The organism is Pseudomonas sp. GM78 (genome assembly GCF_000282475.1).
In the GTDB taxonomy this organism is placed as follows: domain Bacteria; phylum Pseudomonadota; class Gammaproteobacteria; order Pseudomonadales; family Pseudomonadaceae; genus Aquipseudomonas.
On sequence record NZ_AKJF01000073.1, the window covers coordinates 18,081 to 31,216 of the forward strand.

The following is a 13,136-nucleotide window of genomic DNA, read 5'->3' on the forward strand; positions in this document are numbered from 1 at the left end:
TCAGTGCTTCCGCGGGGCCAGGTAGCCCAACCAGCGGCGCTCGGCCATCTTGAACAGCTTCACCAGGATGAAGGTCAGGCACAGGTAGAACACGCCGGCGGTGATGTACGCCTCGAACGGCAGGTAGAACTGGGCGTTGACCGTGCGCGCGGCACCGGTGATGTCGATCAGGGTCACGATGGACGCGAGACTGGTGGTCTGCAACATCATGATCACTTCGTTGCTGTACTGCGGCAACGCCCGGCGCAGGGCCGACGGCAGCAGGATGCGCTTGTACATCTTGACCCGCGACATACCCATGGCCTTGGCCGCTTCAATCTCACCGTTCGGCGTGGCCCGCAGGCTGCCGGCGATGATTTCAGCGGTGTAGGCGCTGGTGTTGATGGCGAACGCCAGGCAGGCACAGAACGTGGCGCTGGACAGCCACGGCCACAGGAAGCTTTCCCGTACGGCTTCGAACTGCGCCAGACCGTAGTAGATCAAAAACAGCTGCACCAGCATCGGCGTGCCGCGGATCACGTAGGTGTAGAGCCACGCCGACATGTTGACCACGGCGTTTTTCGAGACGCGCATCAAGCCCAGCGGCAACGCACAGAGCAGGCCGAAGAACAGCGACAGCGCGAGCAACTTGAGGGTGGTCACCAGGCCGCCGAGGTACAGCGGCAAGGCCTCCCAAATGACGTTGTAGTCGAAGATCATAGCTCAGCCGCCCTTACGCCTACCGAGTAGCGCTTCTCGAGGTGACGCAATGCCAGCAACGAGACGCTGGTGATCACCAGGTACATCGCCGCCACTGCGAGGAAGAAGGTGAAAGGCTCGCGGGTAGCGTCTGCCGCCTGCTTGGCCTTGAACATCATGTCTTGCAGGCCCACCACCGAAATCAGCGCGGTAGCCTTGGTCAGTACCAGCCAGTTGTTGGTGAAACCCGGAATCGCCAGGCGAATCATCTGCGGCACCAGCACCCGGAAGAACACCTGGAAACTGCTCATGCCGTAGGCCATGCCCGCTTCAGCCTGACCCTTGGGGATCGCCATGAACGCGCCACGGAAGGTTTCCGACAGGTACGCACCGAAGATGAAGCCCAGGGTGCCGATACCGGCGGCCAACGGGTTCAGGTCGATGTATTCGTCATAGCCCAGCATCGGAGCGACGCGGTTGAGCAGGTCCTGGCCGCCGTAGAAAATCAGCAGGATCAGCACCAGGTCGGGAATGCCGCGGATCACCGTGGAATACAGATCGCCCAGCCAGGCCAGCCAGCGCACCGGCGACAGACGCAGTGCCACGCCGATCAGGCCCAGGACAATGGCCAGGGCCATGGACGACAAGGCGAGCTGAAGCGTCAGCCAAACGCCATCGAGGATGACAGCCCCGTAGCCTTTCAACATGATTCAGGTCCTCGAAAGTTGAGATGAAAAAATGGCGCAAACCTCAGAGATCCTGTTGCTTGCGCCATTTCGGACTGGTCGTTGCGACGTACTTACTTGCCGTAAATGTCGAAATCGAAGTACTTGTCCTGGATTTGCTTGTACTTGCCGCTCTCGCGGATGGCAGCGATCGCGGTGTTGATCTTGTCTTTCAGCGCGTCGCCCTTGCGAACCGCGATTCCTACACCGTCGCCGAAGTATTTGACGTCAGTGAAGGCCGGGCCCACGAAGGCGAAACCTTTACCGGCGTCGGTTTTCAGGAAGCCGTCATTCAACAGGGTAGCGTCTGCCACGGTGCCGTCGAGGCGGCCGGCGGCCACGTCGAGATAAATTTCGTTCTGCGAACCGTAAGGCTTGATCTCGGCACCCAGCGGGGCCAGCACTTCGCGGGCGAAACGCTCGTGGATCGAACCACGTTGCACGCCGATGTTCTTGCCCTTGAGCTCGGTCAGGCCTTCGCTGACCTGAGTGCCTTGCTTCATCACCAGGCGAGCCGGGGTGTTGTAGTACTTGTTGGTGAAATCCACGGACTTCTTGCGATCTTCAGTGATCGACATGGACGACAGGATCGCGTCGATCTTGCGCACCTTTAGTGCCGGGATCAGACCGTCGAACTCTTGCTCGACCCACACGCACTTGACCTTCATCTCTTCGCACAGGGCGTTACCGATGTCGTAGTCGAAACCAACGATGCTGCCGTCCGGTGCTTTGGAAGCGAACGGAGGGTAAGCCGCTTCGATACCGATCTTCAGGGGTTTTTCATCGGCGAAGGATGGCAGGGACAGCACGGCGGACATTGCCAGGGCGCCAAGCAGCACGAGTTTCTTCATCTTGGGACTCCATCGGTAAAGGGCTAAAACGGCAGAGTGAGCGACAGCCCAATATGCGAATGAGTGGAACCGGAAAGCGTTGCTGCGTCCGGGGATGCGGGTGTTGAAATTCAACACAGGCAACGACGAGCGAGTGATCGGCATTCTAACGACAGGCCCGAAGCCGATATTTCTTCAATGCGACAACTAATTACAGAAGCACCGAGAAAGCCGCCCGGGCACGTTGACAGCCTTGCAAAATCATGCAAGAGCAAAAGACAGTGAACCGATCAATATTGCAAGTTGCGGGCCTATTATTGGCAAACCCTTCTAATCCGGCAAGCTTGGCGTGGGCTGTTATTTTTTTGAGCACCACAAATGCACCATTGCCGGCATTTTGCGTTTCCCAATGCCCCGTATCCGCGCCGAGCGGTTACACATTCAGTTACTTGAAAAGTGACAGGTAACAGTGGGAAAGGGCCTACAGGGGAAGCCGATAATTATTGGTTGTTGTTTATGGGGTGCCTGATAGATCGCCATCGCGAGCAGGCTCACTCCTACAGGGATCTTTGGTGGACACAAAACCCTGTGGGAGTGAGCCTGCTCGCGATGAGGCCAATACAGCCAACACAAAAACCCCAGGCAACAAAAAGCCCCACCAGGCTCACACCTGGCAGGGCTTCGGCGACTCAGGAACGCGACTTACGCCACATTCATCGTCTTGTGCGTATCAATCAAATGCTGCACCACTCCCGGATCAGCCAGGGTGGAAATATCCCCCAACCCATCGTACTCAGCCGTCGCGATCTTGCGCAGAATCCGCCGCATGATCTTGCCCGAGCGCGTCTTCGGCAGCCCCGGCGCCCACTGGATCACATCCGGCGAAGCAATCGGGCCGATCTCTTTACGCACCCAGTTCTTCAGCTCCAGGCGCAATTGCTCGCTGGTCTCTTCGCCAGCGTTCAGGGTGACGTAGACATAAATACCCTGGCCCTTGATGTCGTGCGGCACACCGACCACCGCCGCCTCGGCAACTTTCGGGTGCGCGACCATCGCGCTTTCGATCTCGGCGGTGCCCATGCGGTGCCCGGAGACGTTGAGTACGTCGTCCACGCGACCGGTGATCCAGTAGTAACCATCGGCATCGCGGCGGGCGCCGTCACCGGTGAAATACATGCCGCGGAAGGTCTTGAAGTAGGTGTCGACGAAACGATCATGGTCGCCATACAGCGTGCGCGCCTGGCCCGGCCACGAATCGAGAATCACCAGGTTGCCCTCGGCCTCGCCTTCGATGATGTTGCCCAGGTTGTCCACCAGGGCCGGCACCACGCCGAAGAACGGACGTGCCGCCGAACCCGGCTTGAGGCCGTGAGCACCTGGTAACGGGCTCATCATGTTGCCGCCGGTTTCGGTCTGCCACCAGGTGTCGACGATCGGGCAACGGGATTGGCCGACGTTCTTGTAGTACCAGTCCCAGGCTTCCGGGTTGATTGGCTCACCCACCGAACCCAGCAGGCGCAGGCTGCTGCCATCGGCACCTTCGACGGCCGCCGTGCCCGCCGCCATCATGGCGCGGATCGCGGTCGGCGCGGTGTAGAGGATGTTGACCTTGTGCTTGTCGACGATCTTCGCCACCCGGGTGATGTCCGGATAGTTCGGCACGCCTTCGAACAGCAGCGTGGTCGCGCCGTTGGCCAGCGGGCCGTAGACGATGTAACTGTGGCCGGTGACCCAGCCGACGTCGGCGGTGCACCAGTAGATTTCACCCGGGCGGTAGTCGAACACGCGCTCGTGGGTCATGGCCGCGTACAACAGATAGCCGCCGGTGGTGTGCTGCACGCCCTTCGGCTTGCCGGTGGAACCGGAGGTGTAGAGGATGAACAGCGCTTCCTCGGCGCCCATCTCTTTCGGCGCGCACACGGTGCCCGCCACTTTCATCAGGTCCTCAAACCAGATGTCGCGGTGCTGGTTCCACTTGATGTCGCCGCCGGTGCGCTGGCACACGATGACTTTCTGGATGCTGCTGGTTTCCGGGTTGGTCAGGGCGTCATCGACGTTGGCCTTGAGCGGAATCTTCTTGCCGGCACGAATGCCTTCGTCGGCGGTGATCACCACCTTGGATTTGCAGTCGATGATGCGACCGGCCAGGGCTTCCGGCGAGAAACCGCCGAACACCACCGAGTGAATCGCGCCGATGCGGGTACAGGCCAGCATGGCGACCACGGCTTCGGGGATCATCGGCATGTAGATCGTCACCACGTCGCCGCGGTGCACGTCCTGGCCACGCAGGGCGTTGGCGAACTTGCAGACTTGTTCGTGCAGTTCGCGGTAGGTGATGTGACGGCTTTCGGAAGGGTCGTCGCCTTCCCAGATGATCGCGGTTTGATCGCCACGCTCGGCCAGATGCCGGTCCAGGCAGTTGTAGGAAACGTTCAGGGTGCCGTCGGCGAACCACTTGATGTCGACATGGTGATCGTCGAATGAGGTCTGCTTCACCGTGGTGAAAGGCTTGATCCAGTCGAGGCGCTTGGCTTGCTCGCGCCAGAAGCCGTCCGGGTTGACGACTGACTGCTGGTACATGGCCTTGTAGGTCGCCTCGTCGGTCAGGGTATTGGCCAGAACCTCGGGACGAACGGGATACAGGGAAGCCGCACTCATCTTTCTTACCTCGGTGGAATAGTTGTTTTTGTATGACCCTGTTTTATCCGGGCGGGGCCTATAGAACCATTCGACGATGGTAGTAACAAGCCCATACAAAACGTCCTGATAACCGCAAACCACGTCTGGAACAAATGTCCCAACTTCCCCCCTCCCCCTGTGGGAGCGAGCCTGCTCGCGAAAAACCCGAGAACACCACGGGGCACCAGCCAACACGCATTATCAAAGGCCATCCAGGGATTGTTACAAAATCCGTCAAAGGTGTTTATCAAAACCACGCCTATATGAATCCCACCCCCACGCCTAAAATTCGCTCCGCCAACCCGGCAAACTGAGTTAACCAAGTTACAGCCCCCACGAAGGCAGTTAACCCAAACCCAAGTAGTCAGATACACACGCAACCCCAAAAAGGTTGCGTGACCCCACTCGACTTCAAAAAGGTAAACACTAGATGAAAGCTTTATTGGTTCTGGCCCTCAGCAGCCTGTGCGCAACCGCCATGGCAGACGAGGCCCAGACTGATGTCGCGCAGCAACAACCGGCCATCGAGGATTACACTTACTCGATGCACCTGGACATCGCCAAAGTTATTTCAATGAGCGAAGTCCCCAATGTGTGTGAAGTTGTCCCGATGAAAATGGAATATGACGATTCCAAGGGCCAACGCCATATCCTGCGTTACAGCGTCATGGGTAACGGCTGCTCCAGCGGCTGATCTGACTGCGCCGAATCCGGCCTGCTCAGCGGCTTGCTGAAGGTCGATTCCAGCCCGGCTGACGTCGGGCTCAGTTGTGTCTGGACTGTTCAAAAAACGCCCAGAAACACAAGATGTAGTGAAAAAGGCCATTTTCTGCCTACTTTTTGAACAAAACCGCTACCCCGGCATTTTTACGAAAAAAAATCTTCACCCGCCAAAGCCCTGTAAACCCTCGCTCCGACCGAAAAACCCGCCCTCTCGACCGCTCCATGCGCGGATTCGCCCCACCACGCCCCTGAAAATTTCCCTATAATGCGGCCTTAAACGGGCCTGCAATATCCCCTTACAGGGATGAAAAGCCAGTCTGAAGCCCCGCAACAGCATTCGATGCTGATTGCGCCCATCAGTGGCTCTCGGAACCCCCGTACAAAATTATGTTTATTTGCCTGCGTAGCACCGCAAAAAAACGATATCCAACGCGGCCAGCACCGCCGTGTGAAAAACCAACCATCCATTTTCACACGGGCACGCTGGCCCTCACGCAGGAGACGACACGTCATGCTGAGCTGGGACGAATTCGACAAAGAAGACACGGAAGTAGCAGTCAAGAGCGCCAACGCCGGCCACGCCACCGAAGCCAACATGGACCGTCTCGACAGCGCCGGCGGTGCCGCCGCCCTGGAAGCCCGCGCCGTGACCGCCGCTGACTCCGCTGCCGTTGCCCGCGCCAAAGCCGCCCTGGATTCGCTCGACGTCGCCGAAGGCCTCGCCGAACTCGAAGGCGCCTCCGCCCGTGTCGCTGTCGATGAAAAGCGCATGATCAACTGCCGTGCCGACCTCAACCAGCTCGTACCCTTCAAGTACGACTGGGCCTGGCAGAAGTACCTGGACGGCTGCGCAAACCACTGGATGCCGCAAGAAGTCAACATGACAGCCGACATCGCCCTCTGGAAAAACCCGGAAGGCTTGACCGACGACGAGCGCCGCATCGTGATGCGCAACCTCGGCTTCTTCTCCACCGCCGACTCCCTGGTTGCCAACAACCTGGTCCTGGCCGTGTACCGCCTGATCACCAACCCGGAATGCCGCCAGTACATCCTGCGCCAGGCATTCGAAGAGGCGATCCACACCCACGCCTACCAGTACTGCATCGAATCGCTGGCCATGGATGAAGGCGAAATCTTCAACATGTACCACGAGATCCCATCGGTCGCGAAAAAAGCCACCTGGGGCCTGAAGTACACCCGTTCGATCTCCGATCCGAAGTTCGAAACCGGCACCGTCGAAACCGACAAAGAACTGCTGCGCAACCTGATCGCCTACTACTGCGTCCTGGAAGGCATCTTCTTCTACTGCGGCTTCACCCAGATCCTCTCCATGGGCCGCCGCAACAAAATGACCGGCGTCGCCGAGCAGTTCCAGTACATCCTGCGCGACGAATCCATGCACCTGAACTTCGGCATCGACGTGATCAACCAGATCAAAATCGAAAACCCACACCTGTGGGACGCCGAAATGAAGGAAGAAGCTTCGCAGATGATTCTGCAAGGCACCCAACTGGAAATCGAATACGCCCGCGACACCATGCCTCGCGGCGTACTGGGCATGAACGCGGCGATGATGGAGGACTACCTCAAGTTCATCGCTAACCGTCGCCTGTCGCAGATCGGTCTGAAGGAAGAGTACCCAGGGACGACCAACCCGTTCCCTTGGATGAGCGAGATCATGGACTTGAAGAAAGAGAAGAACTTCTTTGAGACTCGCGTAATCGAGTACCAAACCGGTGGTGCGCTTAGCTGGGATTGATTCCAGAGCTAGCCCCGATTTGACGACTTGAATCGGCAAATCCAAACCTAAAAGCCCCCGATCCGTTCGGGGGCTTTTTTATGGAGTAGGAAAACGCTTACTAACCCTCTCAGTAGTGGCTAAACCTCCTACAAGAATTACAGCTGCGTCCGTATTGAAGGGCGTCTCAAGCGCTTTTAAGCTCTGTTGCAGGTGCCTAAGAAACGCCCAACGTAGAAGCAACTTCCTCACACGATACGCATGCTGGCACTCGCTATGTATGCGCAATCTTGTGTGTCAAAGGAGCTGCTGGTTGGGATTTCTTTGGTCCTCTACGTCGGGTCCCGGCCCTCTCCCATTTCATACGTAGAGGTAATGGAAATGCCTGCAGAAATCCCTCATCGATCAGTCACTCCTGATCCTTGCAGCCCGACAGTCTTTACCCGTCATAACCTTCCACTCCATGCCCTTCTCCTGGAAAACCAAACCTGGTTCTGCGCCCGAGATATTGGTCGCTTAATGGGCGTCCATCTGAGTGATCGTATGGTCAGCAAGCTGGATAAGGATCAGCGTCGTGTTTTGTGGATTGAGTATTGGCGGAAACCAGAAAAACAGATGATGCTCAGCGAGTCTGGTGTGTACGCGTTGTTGGTATATCACTACGTCCCAGGCAATCGATTGTTGCGTGAGTGGCTGACTCATCAGGTGATACCAGCCTTACGCGACGCTGAAACTTCGGCAAATACGGGCCTACCAATGCTGAGTTTGTTGGATTGGCCGGAGATGTCATTGAGCCTACTGCATTGGCAGAATGAAGGCTGGATTCGGCTGCGAGACATGCCTTACCTACTGCACGATCACACACAGTGGCGAGTGCCTGTCGCTAAGCCTTGGTGGCGGAGAGTGGCGCAGATGTTTCAGTCATCGAAGCATTCGATGGGTTGGATGACGCGTTTGTAGGATCCCCTGCAAGATCCCTCGCTATTTCTTGTAGGAAAAATCGTAGACAGTGGTAATGGCCACTCAGTATCGTCCGAGGGTTTTCATCCCTCGGCGATTGTATGGATACCCCAAAGGAAAAAAGTGGCTGGAGCGATCAGGAGCTTGAAGCTTCGGTCGATGCTTATCTGAAAATGCTGGGCTTGGAGCAGAGCGGGCAGACGTTCAAGAAGTCAGTTGAGAATCAGCTTTTGCGTGAAGGCCCGTTAAGCAAACGTAGTGCTTCTTCGGTTGAGTACCGCATGCAAAATATCTCTGCGGTGCTGGAGCAATTGGATCTGCCGCGAATTATTGGCTACAGGCCTGCCAAAAACATTGGGGCAGGGATCGGTGAGCGGATTCGCAAGGTGTTGGCCAAAAAAGTGGTGCCTGGCGTGGGCGAATTCGCTCCAACCGCTAACCATGAGACATTGCTACGACGAACATCCAAGCTGCAAAAACAGGGTCTGAAGGTTGAGCCCACTGGTAACCCGAACCCTCAACAAACTAGCACCGTCATCACGTCCTACGTCCGCGACCCAAAAGTTAGAGCCTGGGTGGCTGACTTAGCCAAGGGGATTTGTGAAGGCTGCGGCCAGAAAGCACCATTTGAAGCCGATGGCTTGCCGTTTCTAGAGGTTCATCACGTTAAAAATTTGGCGCAAAAAGGTTCGGATTGCATTTCTAACGCTGTTGCGCTTTGCCCAAACTGTCATCGGCGTTGTCATCTTTCGAGCGACAAGGCTGAGTTCACCTTGTCACTTTATACGAAGGTGAAGCGGCTCAAGCGGGAGTAATTGGCGTCTGTTACCCGACCTCATTGCTTATGATGAGGTCGATGCCGCCTCCTCACAACCGTGCCGCAACCGCCCGTACCCCATACTGCGGAATAATCCCGTCTGCTGTAACCAACTCCAACCCTTCCGCCTGAGCCTGGACAATCAACATCCGATCAAAGGGATCGCGATGAATCTCCGGTAACTTGCCCGCCTGCTGTCCATGAAACAGCGAAATCGGCAATTTGGTAAAACCCTCGTTCTCAACCAACGCCTCAAGATCCTCTGGAGCCTCCGGCATCCCTTTTGCCTGCTTGATCGATATCTCCCAGATCGAAGCGGCGCTCACCAGTACCTGATTGCGCGGCTCCCCAATCATCTGTCGAGCTTATACGCCTAAGACAGGATCATCGGACAACCACCAATTAAGCACATGGGGATAATAAAAAACGCCTCATAAGCTGCCCTCAAATCCAGCAATGATGTCTTCAGGCGTCTTGTCGAAATGTGCGGACATTCGAATTTTCCCTTTCAACCGCCCAGGCTTGCGCGCCCGTGGGGTTTCGACATGAGGTAGCAGATACAGATACGGTTTGCCGGCCTTGGCGATTACCACTTTGTCGCCCTGCCAAGCTCGCTCGGCAAGTCGGGAGAGTTGGGACTTGGCTTCGCGCATGTTTACTTGAACTAGCTCACTCATAAGGCACCTGGGATAAAATTAGCTAAGCTTGGCTAAGCCGGCGTGTTTCTGAAGGTAAGGTGACGGGATCACCGTCTGTCAGGCAGGCCCATTACACCGAAGACTCACTACGCGCCCTCATGCGTCGTCTGCATTATTGCAATGGCTCCAGCGCGTGCCGAAGCTGCCTTTCCAGCGCCCATATCTCCCGCTTCACTTCCATGCGCCGCTCACGGGCGGCTTGAATGCGAGACTCATCGAGGCCACCGTAGCGACGTAACCAGTGAACGATCATTTCCTCATCAGGGTAGTAATAGTCCTTGTGGCCTTTACTACTTCTTGGGGTGTCGTTCATCTCACTGTCGAAGCGGCCAGCCGCGAATTCATCCGGGGGCAACGTACCCCATTCGGCGGCGCAATCCTCGAATACCCAGGAAATCTCATTGAGGTGTTTTTGCGCTCCGCGATGCCCGCGTTTGTAAAAAACGTACTCCCGGCAACTCTCCTGAAAACGCTCCATCATCGGCTCGTCATCGATCCAGCGAAGGATGTCGTGTTGGCCCGCATGGCGGACCAGGCCGTATATCCAACGCTCGGCAAAACGATCGACAAAACCTTCGATGTCCGCTTTTTTCGCCTCCGCAAAAATCATGCAATAGCGGGTTTGCACATGGATGACGAACAGCACGTGCTTGCGTTGAACGGTAATGGCGTGGACCAGCCATTGTTCGGCAGACTCATCAGGCGCATCGTCCTCAATAATGGGCGATGGTGGTTTACCCACCGGGGTGATTTTCTTGCCTTTGTGCACACGACTGAAAAAGTTGCTGGCGGCTTCGGTGCAATTGAAGATCAACATCCTGGTTCTCTGGTAGAAGGCGGGTGATAGCGGTTGTCAGTCCTGCTGCACGATCTCATCTGCCCATTCAATCTCATAGGGCTGGCGAACCACGTCAGCAATCTCTTCCCGCGTCGCTTCGCTGAGCACCGACAGCTCTGCATCGGTCAGCAAGTCGTGCCTGACCATCATTCTCAAAGCCATCAGTGCGCTAGAGCGACTGTAAGGATCGAAAGTCCGGACGATGTCATTATCCCGGTCGCGCATCAGCCGATAAAGCATCCCATACCTGGCTTGAGCCGAAAGCGCGTCATGTTGAGTGATGGTCTGGGCATCGGCCAACACACCCTGGCAGAAACGATCGAGCGCAAGCTTGTGCAGTTCCTTGAATTTCTTCCAGTCGCTTTCGATGATGGACATGAGCATTACCCCTGCGAAGGATCATTGACGAAGTAAAACGCATTCTTGCCGAAAAATCCTGTCGCATTCAGGTCATCAACGTCCGTGAGGCTGAACGGGACAAAGTCGCAAGGATCAAAAAAACTGTGCAAAAAACACAGTACATTTTGATCAGCACTCTCCAGCCCGGAGAACACCCTGGCCTCTCAAGCGATGAAAGTTACCCTGGAGCGTATCGCCCTTTTCCAATCCACCCCGGCACACTGCACCTGGACCCGAGCGATTCGCCACCCATCTCACCAAGCTTGCTGCCCTTCCAGATGAGTGAAATATCCCGGCATCTGCCCGACGTGACAGCTTACGCCCGGCGATGAATCAAACTCCAACACTGATGACATCGCAATCCAGCCAAGTATTATCCTACTAACGAGTAGTTCTAGAAGACTGCAGTGAAGAGCTACAGGATTTGGTTTGAGAGGCCAGACTTTCTAGGTGTTGTTACCAAAGGCCCAAAATTTTCCCAATGCACCACACCAAGAATAATGCCCCCACAAGCAATGTTAGGCTCCGCCACAAAATAACCAGCTTGCGCTTGATTGGCATTGGAAGGTTCTCAATGTCCTCAGCACTGATGGTGCCGTTTTCGATACCTCTACGTGGTGACGAGACGTAATGGGCAATATTGCTGATCATCCTCAACCGCCCCGATGGGCCTGCGTGTCGCCAGAAGGCGAGAACGGTAATTGCCGGGCTGTTTTTCAGGTGCCCAAAAAGTACATCCATCTTGGTGTAGGCCATATGAAGTGCTACTACGAGCCAGACGAAGATCAGCAGGAGGATTACGCCACCGAGAGCACCGAAGATCATCTCCGTCTTACTCATCTCGTCGCCTCATAAATACGGTCACCAATCCACTCGCCAATCCCACCCCCTACTGCTCCCCTTCAAGGCCCTTGTTGCTACCACCATGCGGCGCTTTCTTCCCCGCCCCCGCCACTCAGCATGGTTTTTTGTGTATTTCAGCTAAGTATCTCTGACTTCCCTATTATGACCAGCAATATCATTGCAATGATAAGTCCGATAAAACTCCATTGCAGCATTACAAGCTGACGCTTAAGTGGGAGCGGAAAGCTGTCTATGTCCTCAGCACTGGCCAGGCCTCGTTTGAGGAAAAATCTCGGAAATGTAAGAATGCTAGAGATGTTTCCTATTAACTGCATCTGCCATAAAGGCTTGAGCGCCTATGTATTCCGATAGTCAGGAGGTAAGAGCTGCTTTTGAAGTGCGACGACATCAAGTCACTCTTGATGTGAGTCAGATACAAAGCTGCCCCAATGCACAGGAATTGACCGGTAACAACTACGCCGCACAAGCTAATGAATATTATATCTGCGGTAGTCATTTCATAGACTCATAAATTTTATCTCCAACCATTTCACCAAATGTGCCGCCCAATTTTCCCCCCAGCGAATGATCCAATTCCAACCACCAAAATACCGCATGCCAATGGCGCAAGGCCGGCTGTAGGCACAGTGAGTCCGATGCAGAGAACTCCGAATAACGGAGCAGTTATCCCGCCAGCCAATGCACCGCCCCCAATTCCTCCCGCAAAACTCCCTGCTTCAGTGAATTTAACCCGCTCGCAAGCCTCAGTATTCCCAGCCGTACATACATCCTGAACCTTCATGGCGGACGCCCCTCCACCAATGGCCGTGCCGACCCAGCCACCGTACTTGAGGTATTTGGAAGCCCTGGCCACACCCTCCAGATGAGTGGCGTATCCCGGCATCTGCCCGACGTGCCGGATCACGTCCGACGATGAACCAGTCTCTGACAACTGCTGACATCCCAATCAAGCCAAGTATTTTCCTACTGGCGAGTAGTACTAGAAGTCTGCAGTGCAGAGATACAGGATTCGGTTTAAGAAGCCAGGCTTTCTGGGTGTCGTTACCTAAGGCCAAAAATTTTCGCAATACACCACAGCAAGACTAATGACACTGAAAGTAATACTACGCTGCGCCGCAAAAAAACCAGCTTACGCTTGATTGGCACTGGCAGATTTTCTATGTCTTCAGCACTGATGGTGCCGTTTT

The 13,136-nt window shown here is 55.7% G+C and carries 13 protein-coding genes and 2 pseudogenes; 5 read left to right on the forward strand and 10 right to left on the reverse strand.

The genetic code is table 11. The annotated features are described in order from the left end of the window. From PMI35_RS20370 to acs, 4 genes are all read right to left on the reverse strand, one after another. Entirely contained in the window at positions 1-699 is a 699-nt protein-coding gene (locus PMI35_RS20370; RefSeq protein WP_008058008.1) for an ABC transporter permease, read from the reverse strand. Continuing rightward, positions 696-1,385 (reverse strand): ABC transporter permease, encoded by a 690-nt coding sequence (locus PMI35_RS20365; protein WP_008058010.1) that lies wholly within the window; start codon positions 1,383-1,385, stop codon positions 696-698. The genes PMI35_RS20370 and PMI35_RS20365 overlap by 4 nt, the downstream gene beginning before the upstream one ends. A 92-nt stretch (positions 1,386-1,477) precedes the next feature. After that, positions 1,478-2,254 carry an ABC transporter substrate-binding protein gene (locus tag PMI35_RS20360; protein ID WP_008058012.1) on the reverse strand — a complete coding sequence of 259 codons (777 nt, stop codon included), beginning with the start codon at positions 2,252-2,254 and terminating at the stop codon, positions 1,478-1,480. A 681-nt stretch (positions 2,255-2,935) separates the two neighbouring features. Then, a complete protein-coding gene (gene acs / locus PMI35_RS20355) occupies positions 2,936-4,891 on the reverse strand; it encodes an acetate--CoA ligase (protein WP_008058014.1) in 1,956 nt (651 codons plus the stop codon). A 451-nt stretch (positions 4,892-5,342) separates the two neighbouring features. Here acs and PMI35_RS20350 point away from each other — a divergent pair, with 451 nt between their 5' ends. The 4 genes from PMI35_RS20350 (at position 5,343) to PMI35_RS20340 (ending at position 9,148) form a co-directional block, all read left to right on the forward strand. Then, a complete protein-coding gene (locus PMI35_RS20350; protein ID WP_008058016.1) occupies positions 5,343-5,606 on the forward strand; it encodes a DUF2790 domain-containing protein in 264 nt (87 codons plus the stop codon). 540 nt (positions 5,607-6,146) lie between these two features. Beyond that, positions 6,147-7,394, forward strand: coding sequence for a ribonucleotide-diphosphate reductase subunit beta (locus PMI35_RS20345; protein WP_007978181.1), 1,248 nt, complete (start codon positions 6,147-6,149; stop codon positions 7,392-7,394). A 360-nt stretch (positions 7,395-7,754) separates the two neighbouring features. After that, the gene (locus tag PMI35_RS0132505; protein WP_050562609.1) at positions 7,755-8,333 is read left to right on the forward strand and encodes a BRO-N domain-containing protein; all 579 of its coding nucleotides are present in this window, start codon (positions 7,755-7,757) and stop codon (positions 8,331-8,333) included. 101 nt (positions 8,334-8,434) lie between these two features. Beyond that, positions 8,435-9,148, forward strand: coding sequence for an HNH endonuclease (locus PMI35_RS20340; RefSeq protein WP_008058020.1), 714 nt, complete (start codon positions 8,435-8,437; stop codon positions 9,146-9,148). Between the two features lie 52 nt (positions 9,149-9,200). Here PMI35_RS20340 and PMI35_RS20335 read toward each other — a convergent pair whose 3' ends face one another. The 4 genes from PMI35_RS20335 to PMI35_RS20320 form a co-directional block, all read right to left on the reverse strand. Next, the gene (locus PMI35_RS20335) at positions 9,201-9,506 is read right to left on the reverse strand and encodes a type II toxin-antitoxin system VapC family toxin (protein WP_008058022.1); all 306 of its coding nucleotides are present in this window, start codon (positions 9,504-9,506) and stop codon (positions 9,201-9,203) included. 75 nt (positions 9,507-9,581) lie between these two features. Then, positions 9,582-9,827 carry a type II toxin-antitoxin system Phd/YefM family antitoxin gene (locus tag PMI35_RS20330; RefSeq protein ID WP_008058023.1) on the reverse strand — a complete coding sequence of 82 codons (246 nt, stop codon included), beginning with the start codon at positions 9,825-9,827 and terminating at the stop codon, positions 9,582-9,584. A gap of 133 nt (positions 9,828-9,960) precedes the next feature. Further along, positions 9,961-10,665: a DUF6933 domain-containing protein gene (locus PMI35_RS20325; protein ID WP_008058024.1), complete on the reverse strand. Its 705-nt coding sequence runs from the start codon at positions 10,663-10,665 to the stop codon at positions 9,961-9,963. A 36-nt stretch (positions 10,666-10,701) separates the two neighbouring features. Further along, positions 10,702-11,064: a hypothetical protein gene (locus PMI35_RS20320; RefSeq protein WP_008058025.1), complete on the reverse strand. Its 363-nt coding sequence runs from the start codon at positions 11,062-11,064 to the stop codon at positions 10,702-10,704. 177 nt (positions 11,065-11,241) lie between these two features. On the opposite strand from PMI35_RS20320, the pseudogene PMI35_RS35245 reads away from it, so the two are divergent. Continuing rightward, a pseudogene (locus PMI35_RS35245) lies at positions 11,242-11,328 on the forward strand (XRE family transcriptional regulator); the annotation flags it as partial. A 213-nt stretch (positions 11,329-11,541) separates the two neighbouring features. On the opposite strand, the gene PMI35_RS20315 reads toward PMI35_RS35245, so the two are convergent. Both PMI35_RS20315 and PMI35_RS35855 read right to left on the reverse strand, forming a co-directional pair. Beyond that, positions 11,542-11,925: a hypothetical protein gene (locus PMI35_RS20315; RefSeq protein WP_008058026.1), complete on the reverse strand. Its 384-nt coding sequence runs from the start codon at positions 11,923-11,925 to the stop codon at positions 11,542-11,544. A gap of 516 nt (positions 11,926-12,441) precedes the next feature. After that, positions 12,442-12,838, reverse strand: a pseudogene (locus PMI35_RS35855) (hypothetical protein); the annotation flags it as partial. Positions 12,839-13,136 lie beyond the last annotated feature (298 nt).

Excerpts from the sequence above, each read along its gene's own strand:
- PMI35_RS20345 (WP_007978181.1), top strand. The coding sequence starts at position 6,147 with ATGCTGAGCTGGGACGAATTCGACAAAGAAGACACGGAAGTAGCAGTC.
- PMI35_RS20330 (WP_008058023.1), bottom strand. The coding sequence starts at position 9,827 with ATGAGTGAGCTAGTTCAAGTAAACATGCGCGAAGCCAAGTCCCAACTC.
- PMI35_RS20320 (WP_008058025.1), bottom strand. The coding sequence starts at position 11,064 with ATGTCCATCATCGAAAGCGACTGGAAGAAATTCAAGGAACTGCACAAG.
- PMI35_RS20340 (WP_008058020.1), top strand. The coding sequence starts at position 8,435 with ATGGATACCCCAAAGGAAAAAAGTGGCTGGAGCGATCAGGAGCTTGAA.
- acs (WP_008058014.1), bottom strand. The coding sequence starts at position 4,891 with ATGAGTGCGGCTTCCCTGTATCCCGTTCGTCCCGAGGTTCTGGCCAAT.
- PMI35_RS20365 (WP_008058010.1), bottom strand. The coding sequence starts at position 1,385 with ATGTTGAAAGGCTACGGGGCTGTCATCCTCGATGGCGTTTGGCTGACG.
- PMI35_RS20360 (WP_008058012.1), bottom strand. The coding sequence starts at position 2,254 with ATGAAGAAACTCGTGCTGCTTGGCGCCCTGGCAATGTCCGCCGTGCTG.
- PMI35_RS20370 (WP_008058008.1), bottom strand. The coding sequence starts at position 699 with ATGATCTTCGACTACAACGTCATTTGGGAGGCCTTGCCGCTGTACCTC.
- PMI35_RS20350 (WP_008058016.1), top strand. The coding sequence starts at position 5,343 with ATGAAAGCTTTATTGGTTCTGGCCCTCAGCAGCCTGTGCGCAACCGCC.
- PMI35_RS20335 (WP_008058022.1), bottom strand. The coding sequence starts at position 9,506 with ATGATTGGGGAGCCGCGCAATCAGGTACTGGTGAGCGCCGCTTCGATC.
- PMI35_RS0132505 (WP_050562609.1), top strand. The coding sequence starts at position 7,755 with ATGCCTGCAGAAATCCCTCATCGATCAGTCACTCCTGATCCTTGCAGC.
- PMI35_RS20325 (WP_008058024.1), bottom strand. The coding sequence starts at position 10,665 with ATGTTGATCTTCAATTGCACCGAAGCCGCCAGCAACTTTTTCAGTCGT.
- PMI35_RS20315 (WP_008058026.1), bottom strand. The coding sequence starts at position 11,925 with ATGAGTAAGACGGAGATGATCTTCGGTGCTCTCGGTGGCGTAATCCTC.